Annotated in this window: 15 protein-coding genes, 1 tRNA gene and 1 riboswitch; of the genes, 11 read left to right on the top strand and 5 right to left on the bottom strand. The window is 69.6% G+C overall.

What is annotated here, in order from left to right:
- Position 1 precedes the first annotated feature (1 nt).
- Positions 2–2,326, bottom strand: coding sequence for a DEAD/DEAH box helicase (locus AB7I40_RS06030; RefSeq protein ID WP_428344141.1), 2,325 nt, complete (start codon positions 2,324–2,326; stop codon positions 2–4).
- 137 nt (positions 2,327–2,463) lie between these two features.
- Between AB7I40_RS06030 and AB7I40_RS06025 the strand changes: the two genes are divergently transcribed.
- The gene (locus AB7I40_RS06025; RefSeq protein ID WP_428344140.1) at positions 2,464–2,799 is read left to right on the top strand and encodes an anti-sigma factor antagonist; all 336 of its coding nucleotides are present in this window, start codon (positions 2,464–2,466) and stop codon (positions 2,797–2,799) included.
- Positions 2,800–2,958: 159 nt separating this feature from the next.
- Positions 2,959–5,241 (top strand): sodium-translocating pyrophosphatase, encoded by a 2,283-nt coding sequence (locus tag AB7I40_RS06020; protein WP_428344139.1) that lies wholly within the window; start codon positions 2,959–2,961, stop codon positions 5,239–5,241.
- 81 nt (positions 5,242–5,322) lie between these two features.
- Here the strand turns inward: AB7I40_RS06020 and AB7I40_RS06015 are convergent, their stop codons facing one another.
- Entirely contained in the window at positions 5,323–5,940 is a 618-nt protein-coding gene (locus AB7I40_RS06015; protein ID WP_428344138.1) for a hypothetical protein, read from the bottom strand.
- Between the two features lie 111 nt (positions 5,941–6,051).
- On the opposite strand from AB7I40_RS06015, the gene AB7I40_RS06010 reads away from it, so the two are divergent.
- The 7 genes from AB7I40_RS06010 to AB7I40_RS05980 all read left to right on the top strand — a co-directional run bounded on the left by AB7I40_RS06010 (position 6,052) and on the right by AB7I40_RS05980 (position 15,262).
- The gene (locus tag AB7I40_RS06010; protein ID WP_428344137.1) at positions 6,052–7,341 is read left to right on the top strand and encodes an MFS transporter; all 1,290 of its coding nucleotides are present in this window, start codon (positions 6,052–6,054) and stop codon (positions 7,339–7,341) included.
- A gap of 9 nt (positions 7,342–7,350) precedes the next feature.
- Positions 7,351–8,814 (top strand): DUF7059 domain-containing protein, encoded by a 1,464-nt coding sequence (locus AB7I40_RS06005; RefSeq protein ID WP_428344136.1) that lies wholly within the window; start codon positions 7,351–7,353, stop codon positions 8,812–8,814.
- Between the two features lie 172 nt (positions 8,815–8,986).
- A complete protein-coding gene (gene topA / locus AB7I40_RS06000) occupies positions 8,987–11,701 on the top strand; it encodes a type I DNA topoisomerase (RefSeq protein ID WP_428344135.1) in 2,715 nt (904 codons plus the stop codon).
- A 52-nt stretch (positions 11,702–11,753) separates the two neighbouring features.
- Entirely contained in the window at positions 11,754–12,413 is a 660-nt protein-coding gene (gene tmk, locus AB7I40_RS05995) for a dTMP kinase (RefSeq protein ID WP_428344134.1), read from the top strand.
- Complete coding sequence (locus tag AB7I40_RS05990) at positions 12,410–13,555, top strand: DNA polymerase III subunit delta' (RefSeq protein ID WP_428344133.1); 1,146 nt, start codon at positions 12,410–12,412, stop codon at positions 13,553–13,555. Before tmk ends, AB7I40_RS05990 begins: the two co-directional genes overlap by 4 nt.
- Positions 13,552–15,120 carry an alpha/beta hydrolase gene (locus tag AB7I40_RS05985; protein ID WP_428344132.1) on the top strand — a complete coding sequence of 523 codons (1,569 nt, stop codon included), beginning with the start codon at positions 13,552–13,554 and terminating at the stop codon, positions 15,118–15,120. Before AB7I40_RS05990 ends, AB7I40_RS05985 begins: the two co-directional genes overlap by 4 nt.
- A gap of 66 nt (positions 15,121–15,186) precedes the next feature.
- Positions 15,187–15,262: transfer RNA gene (locus AB7I40_RS05980), tRNA-Thr, on the top strand.
- Here the strand turns inward: AB7I40_RS05980 and AB7I40_RS05975 are convergent.
- From AB7I40_RS05975 to AB7I40_RS05965, 3 genes are all read right to left on the bottom strand, one after another.
- Positions 15,263–15,976 carry a helical backbone metal receptor gene (locus tag AB7I40_RS05975; RefSeq protein WP_428344131.1) on the bottom strand — a complete coding sequence of 238 codons (714 nt, stop codon included), beginning with the start codon at positions 15,974–15,976 and terminating at the stop codon, positions 15,263–15,265. It lies immediately after the preceding tRNA gene.
- Entirely contained in the window at positions 15,973–19,203 is a 3,231-nt protein-coding gene (gene icmF / locus AB7I40_RS05970) for a fused isobutyryl-CoA mutase/GTPase IcmF (protein WP_428344130.1), read from the bottom strand. Before icmF ends, AB7I40_RS05975 begins: the two co-directional genes overlap by 4 nt.
- Positions 19,204–19,285: 82 nt before the next feature.
- The gene (locus AB7I40_RS05965) at positions 19,286–20,200 is read right to left on the bottom strand and encodes an alpha/beta hydrolase (RefSeq protein WP_428344129.1); all 915 of its coding nucleotides are present in this window, start codon (positions 20,198–20,200) and stop codon (positions 19,286–19,288) included.
- 42 nt (positions 20,201–20,242) lie between these two features.
- Positions 20,243–20,347: riboswitch (TPP riboswitch) on the top strand.
- Here AB7I40_RS05965 and AB7I40_RS05960 point away from each other — a divergent pair.
- Both AB7I40_RS05960 and AB7I40_RS05955 read left to right on the top strand, forming a co-directional pair.
- Entirely contained in the window at positions 20,338–21,411 is a 1,074-nt protein-coding gene (locus AB7I40_RS05960) for a thiamine ABC transporter substrate-binding protein (RefSeq protein ID WP_428344128.1), read from the top strand. It overlaps the preceding riboswitch by 10 nt.
- Positions 21,408–23,042, top strand: coding sequence for an ABC transporter permease (locus tag AB7I40_RS05955; RefSeq protein ID WP_428344127.1), 1,635 nt, complete (start codon positions 21,408–21,410; stop codon positions 23,040–23,042). Before AB7I40_RS05960 ends, AB7I40_RS05955 begins: the two co-directional genes overlap by 4 nt.
- Positions 23,043–23,044 lie beyond the last annotated feature (2 nt).

The raw sequence follows: 23,044 nt of genomic DNA, 5'->3' as shown, positions 1-23,044 counted from the left end.
GTCAACGGCCGAGGAGCACATCGAGCAACGCCACCGCGCCGGCCTTGTCGAGTGGGTTGTTCTGGTTGCCGCACTTCGGCGACTGGATGCACGAGGGACAACCCTCGATGCATCGACACGAGGCGATCGTCTCCCGAGTGGCCGACAGCCAGGCGCGCGCCGCGTCATGCCCCCGTTCGGAGAAGCCGGCACCGCCGGGATGCCCGTCGTACACGAACACGGTGAGCTGGCCGGTGTCGGGATGGCGCGCGGTGGATACGCCACCGATGTCCCACCGGTCACACGTGGCGAAGAGCGGGAGCAACCCGATCGCACAGTGCTCAGCGGCGTGAGCCGATCCGGGCAGGTCACTCGCTGCGAGCCCTGCAACCTCGAGGGCATGGTCGGGCACGGTCCACCAGACCGCGGCTGTCCGCAGGGTGCGCTCGGGCAGATCAAGGGGCTCCTCGCCGAGGACCTCACCGCTGGGCACCCGGCGGCGCAGGAAGGCCACCACCTGATGGGCGACGGCCACGTCGCCGAAGCTCAACCGGCAGTCTCCCCATTGCTCGTGACGCCGTTCCTCGACGATGGAGATGTCGGTCAGTTCGCGCGCCGAGGTGGAGTAGTCCGGTTCAGCGCGCCGGATCACCGCGACATGTTCGTCGAGATCGAGCGACTCGACGAGCCAGGTCTCACCCATGTGGACGTAGACGGCGCCCTGATGGGCCGAGCCGTGGGCCGCGTTCGCATCGACCGTGCCGATGACCCGCCCCGTGTCGGCCTCGACCAGCTGGACGGGCCTCCCACCGCTCGAGCGCAGATCGGCCAGGTCCGAGGCTCGACTGCGGTCGGTCCAATACCAGCCGCGGGCGCGGCGGCGCAGCAGCCCCGCGGCCGTCAACGACGCCACTCCCTCAGCCGCTGTGGGTCCGAAGAGCTCGAGGTCGGCGTCGGTCAGTGGGAACTCCGCGGCCGCGGCACACAGGTGAGGGTCGAGCACGTGCCGGTTGGTGGGATCGAAGACGGTCGCCTCCACGGGGGCGCCGAGCAGCGCGTCGGGGTGCGTGACCAGGTAGGTGTCCAGCGGGTCGTCTCGAGCCACCAGGATGCCGAGTGCGTCCTGGCCACCACGGCCCGCGCGCCCGAGTTGCTGCCACATCGCAGCGCGGGTGCCCGGGAAGCCGGCGAGGAGCACGGCGTCAAGACCGGAGATGTCGATGCCGAGCTCGAGAGCGTTGGTGGCGGCCAAGCCGAGAAGGTCACCACGACGCAGCGCCTCCTCCAGCGCCCTTCGTTCCTCAGGGAGGTAGCCGCCTCGATAGGCCGCCACCCGGGCCACCAGCTCGGGGGAGATCTCGCCGAGGAGCCGGGAGGCCGTCATGGCCACGGCCTCCGCCCCACGCCGCGACCTGATGAAGGCCAGCGTGCGCACCCCCTCGAGGACCAGGTCGGTGAGCAGGTCGGCCACCTCCGAGGAGGCTGCGCGACGCACCGGCGCACCGTTCTCGCCGGCGTACGACGTGAAGGCGGGCTCCCACAGGGCCAGGGCGACCTGACCGTGCGGGGAGGCGTCATCGGTGACGGCCCGGACCGGGAGCCCGGTGAGCCGGCCAGCGGCGAGAGCCGGCTCGGCCACGGTCGCCGAGGCCAGCACGAACGTCGGGTCGGCGCCGTACAACGCGCACACCCGGCGCAGTCGGCGCAGGACGGCGGCCACGTGGGCACCGAAGACGCCGCGGTAGTGATGGCACTCGTCGATCACGACATAGCGCAAGGCGCCGAAGAACTTCGCCCATCGAGCATGGCCGGGCAGCAGCGAGTGGTGGAGCATGTCCGGGTTGGTGAGCACGTACTCACCGTGGTCACGAGCCCAGTCGCGCTGCTCGAAGCTCGAGTCCCCGTCGTGGGTGCAGGCGCGCACATCCAGCCCCAGGGACAGCAGGCCGCTCAGCTGGTCCTGCGCGAGAGCCTTCGTGGGGGCCAGGTACAACGTCGTGGCGCCCCGTTGCTGACGCGGTCCCCGGCTTGCCCGGATGGCGCTCAGGGCCGGCAGCTGGAAGGTCAGCGACTTGCCCGAGGCGGTGCCGGTCGAGACGATCACGTGCTGCCTGCCCTGCGCCAGGTCCGCGGCGGCGACCTGGTGCTGCCACGGCCGCGTCACGCCACGCGCGGCGTACGCCTCGCGCAGTTCCGGCGCCGTCCACTGCGGCCATTCTGCTTCCACGGCCTCGCGGGCGGGCACCAGTTCCAGGTGGGTGAGCCGGTCCTCGCGACCCGGGACAGCGACCAGCCGATCGATCAGCTCTCGGGCCGATCCACCGGCTCGGTCGCTGGGTGTGCTCACCTGGGAAGTCTCGCAAACGGTGCCGACAGCCTCGTCGGCGCCAGTGAGTCAGTGCGGCCCGGCGAGCCGCGTGGTTTGATGTTGCCCGGCAGCGTTCGTCGGCTCGGGAGGCCGGACAAGGAATCGGGGAGAACACCGTGGATCTGACTCTTGCGACCCAAGTGGTCGAGGGCGCCACGATCGTCGTGGTCGGCGGCGAGATCGACGTCTACACCGCGCCCCGCCTTCGCGACAAGATCACCGAACTTGTCGGTGACGGCGTCCACACCCTGATCATCGACATGGAGGCGGTCGAGTTCCTCGACTCCACCGGCCTCGGGGTCCTGGTCGGTGGACTGAAGAAGGTGCGGGCCCACGGTGGCTCGCTGCAGCTGATCTGCACCCAGGAACGCCTGTTGAAGATCTTCCGGATCACCGGTCTTGCGAAGGTGTTCACGATTCACGACTCGGCCGAATCAGCCCTTGCCGGCTGACTGCCCTGGCCTCGCTCGCGGGCCCTGGGTGTCCGCGTTTCGCCTATTTGAGGCTTTTCGTGTGGAACAGGTCACAACCACCTCTCCATGCCCCGGATGCACTGCGTAGACTCCGCCGCGGATCGTGTTACCTGCATCACAAGACTTGGAGGAAGACGCATGGGGCTCACCCCCAACGTCGTTGACGTCTCCGGGGGCAATCTCGTTCTGGTCGTCGTCGTCGCCATCATTGCGCTGCTCGCGCTCGGTATGGCTGCGATGTTCCGCCAGGAGGTCATGGCCGCCGGTGAAGGCACCGACAAAATGAAGGAAATCGCTCAGGCCGTCCAGGAAGGCGCCAACGCCTACCTGACCCGGCAGTTCCGAACCCTGGGAGTCTTCGCCGCACTGGCGTTCTTCCTCCTGCTCGCTCTACCCGCCGACGACATGGCGGTGCGGATCGGACGCTCGATCTTCTTCCTGGTGGGCGCTGGGTTCTCGGCGACCGTCGGTTTTCTCGGCATGTCCCTGGCGGTGAAGGCCAACTTGCGCGTGGCCGCCGCAGCCAACGAGGTGGGCCGCGACCCGGCCATGAAGATCGGTTTCCGGACCGGCGCCATGGTGGGCATGCTCACGGTCGGCCTCGGCCTCCTGGGTGCCAGCGTCGTCGTACTGCTGTTCAAGGACGAGGCTCCCCACGTGCTGGAGGGCTTCGGCTTCGGTGCCGCCCTCCTGGCCATGTTCATGCGAGTCGGCGGCGGCATCTTCACCAAGGCTGCCGACGTCGGCGCCGACCTGGTCGGCAAGGTCGAGAACAACATCCCCGAGGACGACCCCCGCAACGCGGCCACGATCGCCGACAACGTCGGCGACAACGTCGGCGACTGCGCGGGCATGGCCGCCGACCTCTTCGAGTCCTACGCCGTCACGCTCGTCGCCGCGCTCATCCTGGGTTCCCAGGCATTCGGCGACAAGGGCCTCGTCTACCCGCTGCTCATCCCCGCGATCGGGGCGCTGACCGCCGTGCTCGGCGTCTACCTGTGCAAGCCCCGCCCCGGCGAGAACGGCCTGACCACCATCAACCGGGCGTTCTACATCTCGGCTGCGGTCGGCGCGCTCGGCTCGGTGATCCTCTCGTTCATCTACCTGCCGAGCAGCTTCGCGGACTTCTCCAACATCTCGAACATGGCCGGCGCCGAAGGTGACCCGAGGTTCATCGCCTCGGCCGCCGTGGTCATCGGCATCGTGATGGCGGCCGGGATCCTGGCCCTGACCGGCTACTACACCGGCACCGAGTACCGCCCGGTCAAGGACGTCGGCAAGACCTCGTTGACGGGCGCGGCCACCGTGATCCTGTCCGGTCTGTCGGTCGGCTTCGAGTCAGCGGTCTACACGACGTTCGTCATCGGTGCCGCCGTCTTCGGAGCGTTCCTCCTCGGAGGTGCCACGCTCACCGTGTCGCTGTTCGCGGTCGCGTTGGCCGGCTGTGGTCTGTTGACCACCGTCGGCGTGATCGTGGCCATGGACACCTTCGGCCCGGTCTCCGACAACGCCCAGGGCATCGCGGAGATGTCGGGCGACGTGAGCGAGGCGGGGGCCCAGATCCTCACCGAGCTCGACGCCGTCGGCAACACCACCAAGGCCATCACCAAGGGCATCGCGATCGCGACCGCCGTACTCGCTGCCACGGCGCTGTTCGGTTCCTACGCCACCTCGGTGGCCGAGGCCGTCGCGGATGCCAACGCCTCCCTCGACCCGCTGACCTTCGTGGTCTTCAGCCCCGACGTGCTCGTGGGTGTGCTGCTCGGAGCGGCGGTCGTCTTCCTGTTCTCCGGGCTGGCGATCAACGCCGTCGGTCGCGCGGCTGGCGCGGTTGTCTACGAGGTACGTCGCCAGTTCCGCGACATCCCCGGGATCATGGAGGGGACGGGTCGTCCGGAGTACGGCAAGGTCGTCGACATCGTCACCAAGGACTCGCTGCGCGAGCTGGTGACCCCTGGCCTGCTCGCGGTGCTCGCTCCGGTCGCCGTCGGCTTCGGACTGGGTGTCGGCCCACTCGCCGGCTTCCTGGCGGGCGCGATCGGCACCGGCACCCTGATGGCGGTCTTCCTCGCCAACGCCGGTGGTGCGTGGGACAACGCCAAGAAGCTCGTCGAGGACGGCAGCCACGGCGGCAAGGGCTCTGAGGCCCACGCCGCCACAGTCATCGGTGACACCGTCGGTGACCCGTTCAAGGACACCGCCGGCCCGGCGATCAACCCGCTGATCAAGGTCATGAACCTGGTCTCGCTGCTGATCGCCAGCGCCGTGGTGTCGATGAGCATGGGTGACGACCAGAACGACACCCTGCGCATCGTCATCGCCCTCGTGGCGGTCGTGATCATCGCGGTGGCGGTCTACATCGCCAAGAAGCGTCCGATCGCGATCGGCGACGACGCTCCGGTCGCGGAGGCCAAGGTCTGAGCCTCGACCCGTCGCAGATGTACATGTCCATGTGTACATCTGCGACGGGTCAGCGCATTTCTGAGGTACATCTGCGACAGGTCAGGCGATGACGCGGACCTTCACCTTCGCGGTGCCGTAGCGCACGCCGGCCCGGAAGTACTCGTGATAGCGCCGGACCAGCGCCCTCAGGTCGTGTGGTGACATCTTGATGCAGCCGTAGGACTTGTAGTCGTTGACCGCCGGGTACTCCCAGCGGCAGATCTGGTCACCCCGGGCGTTGCGGCACTGCTTGTTGCCGCTGCCGGTCTCGGTGTGGATGAAGAGCTCGGTGCGCAGCGTGCCGTTGCGGCAGCGCTTGTTGCCCAGGTAGAACGCCCGGCCCTTGATCAGCTGACCCCAGTAGTCGTCGTACTGGATGACCGAGTACTTCCCGTTGGGCAACCACCCCTTGCCCTTGGCGCACTCGTTCGTCGCGAGACGACCCTCGAAACCGGATCCGGCCCGCCACGACTCCCGTTCCACCGTGCTCCAGACGCCGCCGGCGCCGCGCTTCTGCACCCGCCACACCAACGTGCTGCGATGCGGGTGCTCGGCATCCTTGTTGAACGTGATGATCGCCCGGGTCCGTGCACCCACCGCGCTCGAGGGCTCCGCGATCGCCACCGGCGCGAACGAGACGAGCGACACGGCCACCACCAGCAGCAGGATTCGGCGCATGCCGGGCAGGCTACTGGACCGCCCGGGTCGGGTGCCCCATAGGAAGAGCCGGGCGATGAATTCGGTTGTCCCCTGGAGTCGGTACGTTCCACAGTGAGGGGGAGGTGACACGTGACGCAGACGCCGGAGAAGTCGAGTCCATCAGCTGGCCTACGGGTGCTGAGGCCCTTCCGCTTCCCCGCCTACCGGCGGCTTGCCGTCGCGCTGGTGCTGAGCACCTTCGCCTCCGGCGTGTGGGTCGTCGCCCAGGTGTGGGAGGTGATCCGGATCGGCGGCGGGCCCGGCCAGCTCTCCGTGGTGGCCACAGCCAGTGCGGTCGGGATCCTGCTCCCGGCGTTGCCGGCGGGAGTCGTGGCCGACCGGGTGGCACAGAAGACGATCCTGCTGTGCGTCGCGGCGGTGGAGCTCGCAGGCATGGGGCTGCTCGCCTACCTGTCGATCAACGACCTGACGCAGCTGTGGCACCTGGCGGTGGTGTCCTTCGTGACCGGCATGGGCATGTCCTTCTACTACCCCGCCTACTCGGCCTGGCTGCCCTCCCTCGTGCCGGAGTCGGCGCTGTTGGCCGTCAACGGCTTCGAAGGCATGGTGCGCCCCACCATCGGGCAGGCACTCGGACCGGCCGCGGCTGGGGCGGTCGTCGGCGCCATCTCCTCCGGAGCGGCGATGGGGCTGTCCGCCACCGCCTCAGCCGCCGGTCTGCTGGCCTTGAGTCTGGTGCCGAAGACCCCCGTACGCCGCGACCTGTCCCTCAGCCCCCATCAGCACCCGGTGCGTAGGGCACTCGCGGACATGCGGGAGGGCTTCTCCTACATGGTGCGTACGCCGTGGCTGCTGGCCACGTTGCTGTTCGCCAGCGTCCTGGTGCTGCTGACCATGGGGCCGCTCGAGGTGTTGATCCCGTTCCTGGTCAAGAACAAGCTGGGCGGCGGACCCGACGACCACGCCTGGGTGCTGGCGGCCTTCGGCATCGGAGGAGCCGTCGGCTCGCTGTCGATGACCCTCGTGGAGATGCCGAGGCGCTACCTCACGGTGATGAACCTGATGTTCGGCGCCGGGTGCCTGCCGATGGTGGCGATCGGAGTGGCCACCGAGGTGTGGATGGTCGTTGCCGCGGCGTTCGTGCTCGGCGCCGTCTTCGCGGCCCCGATGGTGATCTGGGGGACGCTGCTGCAGCGTCGCGTGCCCGCGGAACTCCTCGGCCGGGTGTCCTCGCTGGACTTCTTCGTGTCCATCTCCCTGATGCCCATCTCGATGGCGCTGGCAGGTCCGGTGGCCGAGCTGATCGGTCTGCGCACGACCTTCCTCATCGCCGGGGTGGTGCCGGTGCTCTTCGCCGCCGTCGCGATCGTGTGGGCAAAGCTGCCCCAGGACGAGCTCGCCCACCCCTTGCGCGACTAGGGTTCCTGCGTGACCTTCGAGCTCGCCGTACCCCTGCGTGAGGCCCTGGTGGCCGCGGACTACACCTACGACGGGGTCGCCGGCCTGCTGGGGACCACCGCTCATGCGGCGCTCTCGCGCAACGAGACCACCCCGGGACTGCGCGGGACCGGGGGCGGCTCGCCCCTGGAGACACTGACGCGGCTGTTCCTGCTGCAGACTCCCGTTGCGCTCGACGAGGCGGAAGCGGCTCTGCCCGGGCTCGTCGACCGGATGTGCAACGCGGGCCTGCTGGAGCAGAGCATCAGCGAGGTCGCGGCCCGGCTCGACGTCCGGCCGTATGCAGCACCCGACGACCGTGGCGAGCGTGACCTGTGGATCGTCAGTGACCTGACCCCGGGACTCGACGGCTCTCCCAACTCGGTGGGGTCCGACCACGTGCTGGGCATCAGCAGCGCCTCCTCCTCGCTGGCCCAGCTCACGATCCGGGAGCCGGTGGCCAGGGCACTGGACCTGGGCACCGGGTGCGGTGTGCAGGCCCTGCACCTGGCTGGCCACGCCGCACAGGTGGTGGCCACCGACGTCAACAAGCGCGCGCTCTGGATGACCGGACTGAACGCGGCGCTCAACCAGGCCGAGGGGATCGAGGTCCGCGACGGCTCGTTCTTCGAGCCGGTGGCGGGGGAGACGTTCGACCTGATCGCGACCAACCCGCCGTTCGTGATCTCGCCGGCGACCGGTGAGCGACTGGTCTACCGCGATTCCGGGCTGCCTGGCGACCGGGTGGTGGAGGACATCGTGCGGGCTGCGCCCGGTCACCTGAACGAGGGTGGCTGGTGCCAGATCCTGGCCAACTGGGTGATCTCACGCGGCACCCCGTGGGAGGAGCGGCTGGGCAGCTGGCTCGACGGCAGTTGCGCGGCCTTCGTCGTCCAGCGCGAAGTGGTCGACCCGGCGACGTACGTCGAGCTGTGGCTCAAGGACGCCGGTCTGCAGGGATCAGGCGACTACCTGCACCGCTACGACACGTGGCTGGCCTGGTTCGAGGAGCAAGGGATCGAGGCTGTGGGCTTCGGGTGGATCAACCTGCGCAAAGGGTCGTCGACGGCCACCGAGTTCCTGGACTGGCCCTACGACGTGGAGCAGCCGATCGCACCGGCGATCGGTCAGTGGGGGGAGGCGCTCGAGCTGTCCATCGACGAGCACGCCCGCCTCGTGGTGCGTCCCGACGTCATCCAGGAGACGGTGGGCGAGCCCGGCGCCGCGGACCCCGAGAGCATCGTCCTGCGGCAGCAGCGCGGATTGCGTCGCGCGCGCAAGGTCGACACCGTCGAGGCCGCCCTGGTGGGCGCCTGCGACGGTGACCTCACGGTCGGCCAGATCCTGGACGCGGTGGCCCAGCTGCTCGACCTCGACGCCGCCGAGACACGGGGCACCTACCTCCCGGTCGTGGACGAGCTGGCCCGCCAGGGCTACCTGGTCACCCCGGCCTGATCGGCGTCCTCCCACCGACGACGCGCGGGAGTTTTCCACAGGGCGCCCCGTAGGGGCGGAGGCTCCACCGCTGGGGGAACCGGCAAGGTGTCGCCACAGCACGCGCTACCGTAGCGGCGCAACACCCCCTCAACTTCGCCTCTGAGCAGCAGAACCCAGGAGAAGCACGCACGTGGCACACAAGCTCGTCATCGTCGAGTCCCCCGCCAAGGCCCGCACCATCGGCGGGTATCTCGGCGACGGCTACGTCGTGGAGTCCTCGATCGGCCACATCCGCGACCTCCCGAACAATGCCGCCGACACCCCGGCCAAGATCAAGGACAAGCCCTGGGGCCGCCTGGCGGTCGACGTCGATAACGGCTTCGAGCCCTACTACGTGGTGCCGCGGGACAAGAAGAGCCACATCGCGAAGTTGAAGAGCCTGCTCAAGGATGCCGACGAACTGTTCCTCGCCACTGACGAGGACCGCGAGGGCGAGGCGATCGCCTGGCACCTGCTCGACGAGCTGAAGCCGAAGAACATCCCGGTCAAGCGGATGGTCTTCCACGAGATCACCAAGGCCGCGATCCTGGCCGCGGCCGACAACCCCCGTGAGCTCGACATGGACCTGGTCGAGGCGCAGGAGGCCCGCCGGATCCTCGACCGGCTCTACGGCTACGAGGTCTCGCCGGTGCTGTGGCGCAAGGTCATGAGCGGGCTCTCCGCCGGCCGGGTCCAGTCCGTGGCCACGCGGCTGGTCGTCGACCGGGAGCGTGAGCGCATGGCGTTCCGGCTCGCGTCGTACTGGGACCTCGAGGGCACCTTCGACGCCGGCGCCAAGCACGAGCAGCGGATGTTCCCCGCTCGCCTGCACTCCGTCGACGGGGCACGGGTCGCCCGCGGCTCGGACTTCGGGCAGGACGGTCAGCTCAAGGTTTCAGCAGGCTCAACCTCGGCGAAGAGTGTCGTGCACCTCGACCAGGCCAGGGCCGAGGCCCTGGCCGAGGGCCTGCGCGACACGACGTACGACGTGCGTTCGGTGGAATCCAAGCCCTACCGTCGCTCGCCCTACGCCCCGTTCCGCACCACGACCCTGCAGCAGGAGGCCAGCCGCAAGCTCGGCTTCACGGCGTCCTCCACGATGTCGGTGGCGCAGCGCCTGTACGAGAACGGTTTCATCACCTACATGCGGACCGACTCCACCACGTTGTCGGGGGCGGCCATCGGCGCTGCCCGCGACCAGGTGCGCGAGCTGTACGGCGCCGAGTACGTGCCCGACAGTCCACGGGTCTACTCCTCGAAGGTGAAGAACGCCCAGGAGGCCCACGAGGCGATCCGCCCGTCGGGTGACTCGTTCCGGACTCCGGCCCAGACCGGCCTGACCGGCGACCAGTTCCGGCTCTACGAGCTGATCTGGATGCGCACCGTCGCCTCGCAGATGAAGGACGCCGTCGGCAACACCGTGTCGGTGCGCCTCGGTGGCGTGGCCGCGTCCGGCGAGGACGTCGTGTTCTCCGCGTCGGGTCGCACGATCACCTTCCACGGATTCCTCAAGGCCTATGTCGAGGGCACCGACGACAACGCCAGGAAGGACGACGCGGAGACCCGACTGCCGAACCTCGCCCAGGGCGACGCTGTCACCGCCGCATCGCTGAGTGCCAACGGCCACGAGACCAAGCCCCCGTCGCGCTACACCGAGGCCACCTTGATCAAGGAGCTGGAGGAGCGCGAGATCGGTCGCCCGTCGACGTACGCCTCGATCATCGGCACCATCCTCAACCGGGGTTACGTCTACAAGAAGGGCACCGCGCTGGTGCCGGCCTGGCTCGCCTTCTCAGTCGTGCGGCTGCTGGAGGAGCACTTCAGCCGGCAGATCTCCTACGAGTTCACCGCCGGCATGGAGGACGTGCTCGACGACATCGCTGGCGGCAGGCGCGATCGCAACACCGAGCTCGGGGAGTTCTACTTCGGCTCCGGCAACGTGGTCGGGCTCAAGACCCTGGTCAACGAGCTCGGGGACATCGACGCCAAGGAGCTGGCCACCTTCCCGATCGGTGGCGCCGACAGTGGCATCGCCCTGCGGGTCGGCAAGTTCGGGCCCTACCTCGAGGGACCTGGCGAGGACGGCACGCCATCAGCAGTGAAGGCCAACGTGCCCGACGACCTCCCCCCCGATGAGCTCACCCTGGAGAAGGCGAAGGAGCTGCTGGCCAATCCGGCCGGCGAGGAGACCGTGCTCGGCGTCCACCCCGACACCGGTCTGACCGTCGTGGCGAAGAACGGCCGCTACGGCCCCTACGTCACCGAGCTGTTGCCCGAGGACGCCCCCGCCAAGGCCAAGCCCCGCACGGGATCGCTGTTCGCCTCCATGTCCCTCGACACGGTCACCATCGAGGACGCCGTCAAGCTGCTCTCGCTGCCGCGGGTCGTCGGTGTCGACGCCGAGGGCGTGGAGATCACCGCCCAGAACGGGCGCTACGGGCCCTACCTCAAGAAGGGCACCGACTCCCGGTCTCTGACCTCGGAGGAGCAGCTCTTCTCGGTGACCCTCGAGGAGGCGCTCGCCATCTACGCGCAGCCGAAGCAGCGCGGCCGTGCCGCTGCGGCGCCGCCGCTCAAAGAGCTCGGCAACGACCCGGTCTCGGGGCAGCCGGTCGTGGTGAAGTCCGGCCGGTTCGGTGAATATGTCACCGACGGCGAGCACAACGCCACCCTGCGCAAGGACGACTCCGTGGAGGCCATCACGCTCGAGCGTGCCGCGGAGCTGCTCGCTGACCGCCGCGCCCGCGGACCGGCGAAGAAAGCCACCAAGAAGACCGCCAAGAAGGCGCCGGCCCGCAAGAGTGCGGCGAAGAAGTCCGCCGCCAAGAAGACGGCCACCAAGAAGGCCACCGCCAAGAAGTCCTGACCCGGTCACCCCCGTGATGGTGGTTGTCGGAGGGACCTCGTAGGTTCGTCGCGTGCACACTGAGCCCGGCGTCCATTCCTCCACGGGCGTCTTCGTCTGCTTCGAGGGCGGCGAAGGGGCTGGCAAGTCGACGCAGTCGAGCCTGCTGAGGCAGTGGTTGGAGTCACAGGGCTACGCGGTGGTCCTCACCTTCGAGCCGGGTGACACCACGGTCGGGCGCCGGGTTCGCGAGATCGTGCTGGACCCGGCGACGGGTGCGCTGGCCGACCGCACGGAGGCGCTGCTCTACGCCGCCGACAAGGCCGAACACGTGGAGACCCTGGTCCTGCCGGCCCTGGCTCGGGGAGCCGTGGTGATCACCGACCGCTATGTCGACTCGACCCTGGCCTACCAGGGAGCCGGCCGGGGGATGGACCTGGTCGACGACGGGCTCGAGCGGGTGGCGCGCTGGGCCACCGGCGACCTGCGGCCCCACCTGACCGTCCTGCTCGATCTCGAGCCGCACCACGGGCTGGGCCGGTTCGAGACCCGGGACCGCATCGAGGGGGAGTCGCTGGAGTTCCACCTGCGCGTCCGGGCCGCCTTCCTGGCCCTTGCCGCCGCCGACCCCGACCACTACCTGGTGCTGGATGCCCGGCTGCCGGTCGACGAGATCGCCACCGTGGTGCGCGAGGCGATCGCCGGCCTCCTGGCGCAGGCGGTGCGGACATGACGGTCTGGGACCGCCTGGTCGGGCAGCGCCCCGTCGTGCATGCGCTGAGCCAGGCCGCGAGCGGCCGGGGCATGACCCACGCCTGGCTGTTCACCGGTCCGCCGGGTTCGGGGCGCTCCAACGCTGCCATCGCGTTCGCCGGCGCCCTGCAGTGCGAGCAGCAGGGCTGCGGCGAGTGCCACGAGTGCGTCACGGTCGCGGCGGGCTCCCACGCCGACGTCAACGTGGTGCGCACCCAGAAGCTCTCGATCGGCGTCGACGAGGTCCGCCACCTGGTCCGCAGCGCCTCGCTGCGACCGGTCGGGCGTCGCTGGCAGGTGCTCATCGTGGAGGATGCCGACCGCCTGACCGACCAGGCGTTCAACGCGCTGCTCAAGGCGATCGAGGAGCCCACCCCACACACCGTGTGGATGCTGTGTGCCCCGTCGGTCGAGGACGTCCTGCCGACGATCCGGTCCCGCTGCCGGTTGGTGACGCTGACCACGCCGACCACGCGTGACGTCGCCGACTTCCTGGTCCGCACCGCCGACGTGACGCCCTCGCTGGCGGCGTACGCCGCTCGGGCGAGCCAGGGACACATCGGCAGGGCCCGAGCGCTTGCCCTCGACGAGGCCACCCGCAATCGTCGCCGCGAAGTGGTGTCGCTGCCCTCGCGGCTGACCGGGCTGGGGGCCTGCATGAATGCCGCCGCCAACCTTGCCGAGGTCGCGAAGGAGGAGGCCGACGCGATCACCAGCGAGTACGACGTCCGCGAGAAGGCCGACCTCGACGCCTCCTACGGGGTGGTCGAGCGTGGTCGCCGGCCCCGGGAGTACGCACCGGCGCTCGCCGCGCTGGACAAGGCCCAGAAGACCCGGGCCAAGCGTCAGGTGCTCGACGTGGTGGACCGCAGCCTCATGGACCTGGTCTCGGTCTACCGCGATGCGATCGCCCTGCGTGCCGGGGCCCCCGGTGAGCTCGTCAACGAGGAGATGCGTGGCGAGATCGCCGAGCTCGCCCGGGTCTCGACCCCGGAGGAGCACCTGATCAGGATCGAGCGGATCTTCCAGGCGCGCGAGCAGATGCTCGACTACAACGTCCCGGTCGCTTTGGCACTGGAGTCCATGATGGTGGGACTTCAGCTCGAGAGGAGCGCTCGGTGAGACGTGCCATGGTCGCGCTGGTGGTGCTGGTCCTGTTCCTGTCCCTGGCCGGCTTCAGTGCGCTCGCGTTGACCGGTGAGGACGATCCCCTCGACGCGCAGCCCGAGCCGCACACGCCCTCACCCTCAGGCGCTGCGGACCCGATGCCGGACCCGCCGCCGGCGCTGGCGCGGTTCTACGACCAGCAGGTCGACTGGCAGCCGTGTGACGGCAACGAGGACAACGAGTGCGCCACCCTGGAGGTGCCGCTGGACTACGCCCGGCCAGCCGGCGACAGCATCGACCTGGCGCTGCTCCGGGTCCCCGCGCGACAACCGGAGCTCACGGTGGGGTCCCTGGTGGTCAACCCTGGCGGCCCGGGTGGTCAGGGCACGACCTACGCCGCGGGGGCGGCCACCACGTTCGGCGAGGCCCTCCTGCAGCACTACGACATCGTCGGGTTCGATCCGCGCGGGGTCGGCGACAGCGCGGCGATCGACTGCCTGAGCGATGGGGATCTCGACACCTACCTGGCCACCGATCCCGATCCTGACACGGCGCGCGAGGATGCCGAGTTCCAGCGTCAGCTGAGCGAGCTCGGTGCCGGCTGCGTCGCGAAGTCGGGGGCGTTGGCCTCACACGTGACCACCGTCGAGGCCGCTCGGGACATGGACGTCCTGCGGGCGGTGCTCGATCAGCCGAAGCTCGACTACTTCGGCGCGTCCTACGGCACGAAGCTCGGCGCCACCTACGCGCAACTCTTCCCGGGCAATGTCGGGCGGATGGTCCTGGACGGTGCCATCGACCTCTCGATCGGCGCCCGGGCATTGGGCCTGCAACAGGCGACCGGCTTCGAGACGGCGCTGACGGCGTACGTCGCCAACTGCGTCGACTCCGGCAACTGCTTCCTGGGCGACAGCGTGGAGGCGGGCCTCGACCGCATCCGGCAGTTCCTCGCGGCCGTGGAGCAGACGCCGCTGCCCACCAACGGCGAGCGTGTCCTCACCGGCGGCAGTGCCTACTACGGCCTGATCACCCCCCTCTACGACCGGCAGTACTGGAACCTCCTGAGCCTGTCGCTGCGCCAGGCCTTCGACGGGGACGGCAGTGCGCTGCTGCTGCTGGCCGATGCCTACGCCTCGCGCGGCCCGAAGGGCTACCTCAGCAACACCATCGAGGCCAACTACGCGATCAACTGCCTCGACGACCCGAGCTTCGTGCCGCTGGCGAAGGTCCCCGGCCAGCTCGCCGCCTTCCAGAAGGCGTCCCCGACCTTCGGCGCGGTGTTCGCCTACTCCTTGGCCACCTGCTCCGGGGCCGTGGCCAGGTCGAGCGTGAAGGCACCCCACACCTCCGCCGAGGGGGCCGCGCCGTTGCTGGTCATCGGCACCACCCGGGACCCGGCCACGCCCCTGCGATGGGCGCAGGCGATGGCCCGCCAGCTGTCCTCGGCGATCCTGGTGACGCGCGACGGTGACGGCCACACGGGCTACCACGCCGACAACGCCTGCGTCGACGCCGTGGTGGAGGACTACCTGGTCGACGGCACCGTGCCGGCAGCCGACGTGGACTGCCCAGCGGCCTAGGCCCGTTTTCGCTCGGGCAGCCCGGTGGCCCTACACTCTCTCCTCGTGCCGTCACTCATGGCACGCGCCGCCTTAGCTCAGTCGGTAGAGCGTCTCACTCGTAATGAGAAGGTCGTCGGTTCGATTCCGACAGGCGGCTCCATCAGTGGCCCTCACGGTCCAGCGACGCATGCGCCGCGATCAGCGACGGGCCGTACCAGGTCAGCAGGCGCCCGCTCACGAGCCGGGTCGTCGTGTGTGAGAAGGCCTCCGGCCCGTCCTCGGCTGTGAACAGGTAGGGCTCGTCGGGGAGCAGGATGACCTCGGCGCCGCATGAGTCGATCTCCTCGGCAGTGGCGTGCGGGTAGCGGCCCTCGTGGGCCGCGAAGACGTTGTCCCAGCCCAGCCGCCGGGCCAGATCACCGGTGAAGGTGGATCGGCCCACGACCATCCAGGGGTCGCGCCAGATCGGGATCGCGACCCTGGCCGACACAGCGGGCAGCGGTCCGCACCAGAGGTCGCGGGCGTCGTCGAGCCAGTCGGGGCGCGGCCAACCCAGGACGTCGTCGAAGAGCTCCTCGTAGGCCGCGATGGCCTGGGGGACCGTCTCGATCTCGCTGACCCAGACCCGGACGCCCCCGTCGCGGAGCCGGCGTACGTCGAGCTCGCGGTTCTCCTCCTTGTTGGCGATCACGATGTCGGGGGCGAGGGCCCGGATGGCTGCGAGGTCGGGGTTCTTCGTGCCTCGGACCCGGACCACGTCGAGATCGGCCGGGTGCGTGCACCAGTCCGTCGCCCCGACGAGCGCATCCGGCCGCGTCAGAGCCAGGGCCTCGGTGATCGAGGGCACCAGGGAGACGACCCGATGGATGCTCACACGTTGCGCCGGTACTGCCCGCCGACCTCGAAGAACGCCTCGGTGACCTGACCCAGGGAGCAGACCCTTGCTGCGTCCATCAGGACCGCGAAGACGTTCTCGCCGCCGATGGCTGCTGCCTTGAGCCGCTCGATGGCCGCGGCCGACTCGGCGGTGTGGGCGTCCTGGAAGGCGTGGACCCGGCTGAGCTGCGACTCCTTCTCCTCCTCGGTGGCGCGGGCCAGCTCGACATGGGCGGGCGTGCCGCCGTGGTCGTCGGGCTTGCGGAACGTGTTGACGCCGATGATCGGCAGCGAGCCGTCGTGCTTGCGGTGTTCGTAGAGCATCGACTCGTCCTGGATCCGGCCGCGCTGGTAGCCGGTCTCCATGGCGCCGAGGACCCCGCCGCGCTCGTTGATGGCATCGAACTCGGCGAGTACGGCGGCTTCCACCAGGTCGGTCAGCTCGTCGATGATGAACGAACCCTGGAGCGGGTTCTCGTTCATGGCCAGGCCCCACTCGCGGTTGATGATCATCTGGATCGCGAGAGCCCGGCGTACCGACTCCTCGCCGGGGGTGGTCACTGCCTCGTCGTAGGCGTTGGTGTGCAGGCTGTTGGCGTTGTCATAGATCGCGATCAGCGCCTGCAGGGTGGTGCGGATGTCGTTGAAGTCCATCTCCTGCGCGTGCAGGGACCGCCCGCTGGTCTGCACGTGGTACTTCAGCTTCTGCGAGCGCTCACTGGCGCCGTACTTGTCCCGCATCGCGACCGCCCAGATCCGTCGGGCGACGCGGCCGATGACGGAGTACTCGGGATCCATGCCGTTGGAGAAGAAGAACGACAGGTTCGGGGCGAAGTCGTCGATGTCCATGCCGCGGGCCAGGTAGGCCTCGACGTAGGTGAACCCGTTGGCCAGCGTGAAGGCGAGCTGGCTGATGGGGTTCGCCCCGGCCTCGGCGATGTGGTAGCCGGAGATCGAGACGGAGTAGAAGTTGCGGACCTGGTGCTCGATGAACCACTCGGCGATGTCGGCCATCATGCGCAGCGAGAACTCGGTGGAGAACAGGCAGGTGTTCTGGCCCTGGTCCTCCTTGAGGATATCGGCCTGCACGGTGCCGCGCACGTTGGCCAGCGCATAGGCCGCCAGCTCGTCGTGCTCCGCGGGGCTGGGCTGACGGCCCTCCCGGTCCACGAAAGCCTCGACCTGCTGGTCGATCACGGTGTTGAGGAAGAAGGCGAGCACGGTGGGGGCCGGGCCGTTGATGGTCATCGACACCGACGTGCTGGGCGAGACCAGGTCGAAACCGTCGTAGAGCGCCTTCATGTCCTCCAGCGTCGCGACCGAGACTCCGGAGGTGCCGACCTTGCCGTAGACGTCCGGGCGCGGGTCGGGGTCGCGGCCGTAGAGCGTCACGGAGTCGAAGGCGGTCGAGAGTCGCTTGGCGTCACCGTCGGCCGAGAGCAGCTTGAAGCGCCGGTTGGTGCGGAACGGGTCGCCCTCGCCGGCGAACATCCGTGCGGGGTCCTCGCCGTCGCGTTTGAACACGAACACCCCCGCGGTGTAGGGGAAGTAGCCCGGGAGGTTCTCCCGGCGCCAGAAGCGCACCAGCTCGCCATGGTCGGCGTAGCGCGGCAGCGAGACCCGGGGGATCTTGTTGCCCGAGAGGGACTCGCGGGTCAGCTTGGTGTGGATCTCCTTGCCGCGCACCACGACGGTCTGTTCGTCGCCGGAGTACGACGCCACGACGTCGGGCCAGGCGGAGATCTGGTCGGCGATCTCGGGCAGCAGGTCGCGACGGGCCGACTCCAGGAGCTGCTCGACGCCGTCGGTGTCCTGGTCGGCGGCGACGAGCTCGCCCTGCACCAGGTCGAGTCGCTGGACCCGGCGGGCGGCCTCGGCCAGTCGCTCGGTCTGGGCGTGGTAGCCGCGGACGGTCTCGGTGACCTCGGCCAGGTAGCGGACGCGGTCGACCGGGACCACCTGGCGGATGCCGGAGGAGAACTTCACGTCGACCTGCGGCAGGGTGCCGTCCGCGACGGCGAGCCCGACTCCTGCGAGCACGCCGCGCAGGTGCTGGTAGAGCGCCGTCACGCCGTCGTCGTTGAAGGTGGCCGCGGAGGTGCCGAACACGGGCATGTCCTCCGGCTTCTTCCCGAAGGCCTCGCGGTTGCGGACCATCTGGCGCCCGACGTCGCGCAGCGCGTCCTTGGCGCCGCGGCGCTCGAACTTGTTGATCGCCACGACGTCGGCGAAGTCGAGCATGTCGATCTTCTCCAGCTGCGAGGCGGCCCCGAACTCCGGGGTCATCACGTACATCGAGGTGTCGACGAACGGCACGATCGCGGCGTCGCCCTGCCCGATGCCGGGTGTCTCGACGATGACCAGGTCGAACCCGGCTGCCTTGACGACATCGATGACCTCGGACAGGTGCTCGGGGGTCTCCCGGGCGCCGCGGGTGGCGAGGGAGCGGAAGAAGATCCGGTCACCATCGAGGGAGTTCATCCGGATCCGGTCGCCGAGCAGCGCCCCGCCGCCGCGGCGCCGGGTGGGGTCGACGGCGAGCACGGCGATGCGGAGCTTGTCCTGCTGGTCGACCCGGAAGCGGCGTACCAGTTCGTCGGTGAGCGAGGACTTGCCCGAGCCGCCGGTGCCGGTGATCCCGAGAACGGGTACGGCGTGGCGGGTGGCGGCGCTCCGGAGCTGGTCGAGCACGTCGGCGGGCAGCTGTCCCTGCTCGGCGCCGGTGATGGCACGGGCGATCGCGAAGCGGTCACCGCTGAGCACCTGCTCGGCGGCGACCTGCTTGCCCTGCCAGAGGTCGAAGTCGCAGGCGGCCACGACGGAGTTGATCATCGCGACCAGTCCCATCCGCTGCCCGTCCTCGGGGGAGAAGATGGTCACGCCGCTCTGTCGCAGCCGGGCGATCTCGTCGGCCACGATCACGCCGCCGCCACCGCCGACGACCTGGATGTGGTCGGCGCCCTGCGCGCGCAGCGACTCGACGAGGTATTCGAAGTACTCGATGTGTCCGCCCTGGTAGGACGACACCGCCACGCCTTGGACGTCCTCCTCGAGGGCGGCGTCGACGACCTCCTGCACGGAGCGGTTGTGGCCCAGGTGGATCACCTCGGCGCCCTGCGACTGGAGGATCCGTCGCATGATGTTGATGGACGCGTCGTGCCCGTCGAAGAGGCTGGAGGCGGTCACGAGTCGCACCGGATGCGTGGGCTGGTGGAGGTCGGTCACCTGGTACCCCTTGGAGTAGGTTTAGTAGGACGTCCTACTAAATACTATGACGCCCTACTAAAATCCGCCACTCCGGAGCTGATCAGCCCAGGAACGCCAGGGTCTGCCGGAACGCCCTGCGGGCCTCGGGGAGGAAGGGCAGCATCGGGTAGACATGGATCAGACCAGGCTCCTCGACGTAGGTGAGATCCCACCCGGCCTGCGCCGCGCGCCGCGCCAGCAACCGGCATCCGGGGGCGAGGGAGTCCCGGGTCCCGCAGAACATCAGGGCCCGCGGCAGACCGCTGAGGTCGGCGAGTCCCGGGCTGACCTCGGGACGACCCAGGTCCTGCTCGTGCCCGGCCCAGAACAGCGCCCAGGCGTGGATCTTGGTCAGCCTCAGCCACGGATCCCGGGCGCTGAACTCAGCAGTCTCCGGCGTGCTCGTGGTCAGGTCCACCCAGGGGGAGATCAGCAGCAGCGACGTGGGCTGTGCGCCACCTGCGTCGCGCAGTGCCAACGCCACCGCAAGGGCCAGCCCGCCCCCGGCCGAGTCGCCGGCCAGGATCATCGGCCCGGCGGCCGCCCAGGCACCGGCCGAGGCCACCAGCGCGTCGTACGAATCGCGCCACGTGTGCTCGGGCGCGAGCGGGTAGTCGGGGATCACCACCCGCGCGTCGAGCCCCCGGGCCAGCCGTGCGGCGTACCGCACGTGGAAGGGGTCGATCGGTCCGGTGAAACCTCCGCCGTGGACCAGGAAGACCGTACGCCGCGGTGCCCGGCCGCGGCGACTGATGACGTGGGCACCGAAGGCGCCGACCCGGGTCTGGGACACGACGAAGCGGCGGTGGAAGAACGGCACCACCCGGGTCGGCAGCTCGTGTGCCTCCCCGAACTCCTGGCGACCGCTGTTCTTCGCCGCCAGCTTGGCCCGTTCCGCCTCCACCGTCTCGATCTCGCTCACGGCCCGGATGCGGGGGATCAGGTTGGCGAGGAGCTCGTGCAGGGCAGAGGGCATGGACGCAACGGTAGGGGCTGCCCGGGCGCGCGGTAACGTAGGAGGTCGAGACAGGGGAGCGCCCAGGCGCTGAGAGTGCGGAACCGCCGCAGACCCTACGAACCTGCTCCGGTTAGCACCGGCGAAGGGAGTCACCGATGAAGGTCCTGCCTGCGTTGGCAGCACTCGTGCTGCTCACCACGACCAGCCTGTCGGCCTGTTCGGCCATCGGGGAGGGGGACGACTCGCCCTCCCCGGAGGCGGACGGCACCATCACCGACGTGGTGCTGGTCGCGCACGACTCGTTCAGCCTGCCCAAGAAGCTCGTCCAGCAGTGGGAGGCCGACACCGGCTACCACCTCGTCGTCCGGGCCAGCGGGGACGCCGGGGAGCTGACGACGAAGCTGGTGCTCACCCAGGACTCCCCGACCGGTGACGTCGCCTTCGGCATCGACAACGCCTTCGCCGGCCGGGCCCTGGCCGAGGACGTCTTCGCGCCGTACGCGGTGAGCCTGCCAGCCGGCGCGGAGGACTACACGCTCCCGGGCGACGGCGCGCGCATGCTGGCGCCGATCGACACCGGGGACGTCTGCGTCAACGTCGACACGACCTGGTTCGCCGAGCATGACCTGGCGCCGCCGAAGACCCTCGACGACCTCACCGACCCGGCGTACCGCGACCTCTTCGTCACCGCCGGGGCGCCGACCAGCTCGCCGGGCTTCGCCTTCCTGCTGGCCACGATCGCTGCCAAGGGCGACGGCTGGCAGGACTACTGGAGCGACCTCATGGCCAACGGTGCCAAGCTCACCAAGGGCTGGGAGGATGCCTACTACGTGGACTTCACCGCAGGTGGCGGCGCCGATGCGACCCGCCCGATCGTGCTGTCCTACGACTCCTCGCCGGCCTTCACGATCGACAAGACCACCGGCACGTCCACCACGGCCGCGCTGCTCGAGACCTGCACGCGCCAGGTGGAGTACGCCGGGGTGCTCGACGGGGCCCGCAACGAGCCCGGCGCCGAGGCCGTTCTCGAGTTCCTGCTCAGCCCGGAGGTGCAGGCGGCGCTGCCCAGGAGCATGTACGTCTTCCCGGTCCGTGACGGGATCGACCTCCCGCCGGACTGGGCGAAGTTCGCGGTGCAGCCGACCAGCACCCTGGACGTCGCGCCCGAAGACATCGAGGCCAATCGGGACACCTGGCTGACCGAGTGGTCCGACATCACCTCGCGGTGAGACTCGCACGCTGGGGCACGATCGTCGGTCTCGCCCTGGGGCCGGTGCTGGTGCTGGCCGTCTTCTTCGTTCTGCCGGTGAGCGGCATGCTGGCCAGGGGGCTGTGGCCCGACGGGCACCTCGACCTGGGTGGGGTCCTCGAGGTGCTGGCGCGTCCTCGCGTGCACCGGGTCATGTGGTTCACCCTCTGGTCGGCCACGCTGGCCACCGTCCTCACGTTGCTCCTGGGGATGCCCGCCGCCTTCGTCCTGCACCGGCTCCGATTCCCCGGGGTGCGGGTCCTTCGCTCGCTGCTGCTGGTCCCCTTCGTGCTGCCGACCGTCGTCGTCGGGGTCGCCTTCCGCCAGCTCATCTCGGAGGGCGGCCCGCTCGGCCGTCTCAACCTCGACGGTTCCGCGTCAGCCATCATCGCCGCTCTGGTGTTCTTCAACGTCGCCGTGGTCATCCGCGCCGTGGGCACCGCCTGGGAAGGATTGGATCCGCGCCCCGCCGAGGCCGCTGCCGCGCTGGGCGCCTCGCCGCTGCGGGTGCTGTGCGGGGTGACGTTGCCGATGCTTCGCCCGGCGATCGTGTCGGCCGCAACGGTGGTGTTCCTGTTCTGCGCGACCGCCTTCGGAGTCGTGCTGACGCTGGGGGGGCTGCGCTACTCGACGATCGAGACCGAGATCTACCTGCTGACCACCCAGCTCCTCGACCTGCGCGCCGCAGCGGCGCTCTCCTTGCTGCAACTGCTCACGGTCACCGGGCTCCTGGTCGTGGCCCATCGGGCGCGGCGCGACGTCGTCGTGGCCCGGTCCCAACCCCGCGCCCGGCGCCCGCGTCGCGGGGACCTGCCGGCCCTGGCCGTGGTGGGGCTGGTCCTGGCACTCGTGGCCCTGCCTCTCGGCACGCTGCTGGCAGGCTCGTTGACCGTGGACGGCGAATGGTCCTGGGGCAACTACACCGCGCTGTCGACGACCGGCCAGCGCGACGCCATCCTTGTGCCGGTCACCGATGCGCTCGTGAACTCGCTGCGCATCGCCCTCGATGCGACCTGGATGTCGTTGCTGCTCGGGATGCTGGTCTCGCTGGTGGTGACCCGGCGGTCGCACTCGGCCGCCGAGCGCCGGGTTCGCGCCGGCCTCGACGGTTTCTTCATGCTGCCGCTCGGGGTGTCCGCGGTGACGTTGGGCTTCGGCTTCCTGATCACCTTGGACCGCCCGCCGCTCGAGCTGCGCGACTCCCCGTTGCTGGTGCCCATCGCCCAGGCGCTGGTTGCGCTCCCGCTGGTGGTGCGCACCATCGCACCGGTGCTCTCCGGGGTCGACGACCGCCAGCGCCAGGCCGCGGCGTCCTTGGGCGCCCCTCCCTGGCGGGCGGTGCTCACCGTCGACCTGCCGGTCGTGTGGAAGCCGCTGCTCGCCGCGGCCGGGTTCGCGTTCGCCACCTCGCTCGGAGAGTTCGGCGCCACCAGCTTCCTGGCGCGCGAGGACCACCCGACGCTGCCGATCGTGATCTACCGACTGCTGGGCCACCCGGGCCCGCAGAACTACGGCATGGCCCTGGCCGCCTCGGTCGTCCTCGCCCTCACCACCGCTGTCGTGATGTTCGCCGTCGAGCGCCTTCGGGTGCGCTCCGTGGGAGCCTTCTGACG

Source organism: Nocardioides sp., assembly GCF_050246775.1.
Classification (GTDB): Bacteria; Actinomycetota; Actinomycetes; order Propionibacteriales; family Nocardioidaceae; genus Nocardioides.
Note: the sequence above shows the minus strand (reverse complement) of the source record. Positions and strands in the feature narration are given on the sequence as shown.

What these genes read in the sequence shown, in the direction of transcription:
- AB7I40_RS06020 (WP_428344139.1), top strand. Translation starts at nt 2,959, where the DNA reads ATGGGGCTCACCCCCAACGTCGTTGACGTCTCCGGGGGCAATCTCGTT.
- AB7I40_RS06015 (WP_428344138.1), bottom strand. Translation starts at nt 5,940, where the DNA reads ATGCGCCGAATCCTGCTGCTGGTGGTGGCCGTGTCGCTCGTCTCGTTC.
- AB7I40_RS05990 (WP_428344133.1), top strand. Translation starts at nt 12,410, where the DNA reads ATGACGGTCTGGGACCGCCTGGTCGGGCAGCGCCCCGTCGTGCATGCG.
- AB7I40_RS05965 (WP_428344129.1), bottom strand. Translation starts at nt 20,200, where the DNA reads ATGCCCTCTGCCCTGCACGAGCTCCTCGCCAACCTGATCCCCCGCATC.
- AB7I40_RS05960 (WP_428344128.1), top strand. Translation starts at nt 20,338, where the DNA reads ATGAAGGTCCTGCCTGCGTTGGCAGCACTCGTGCTGCTCACCACGACC.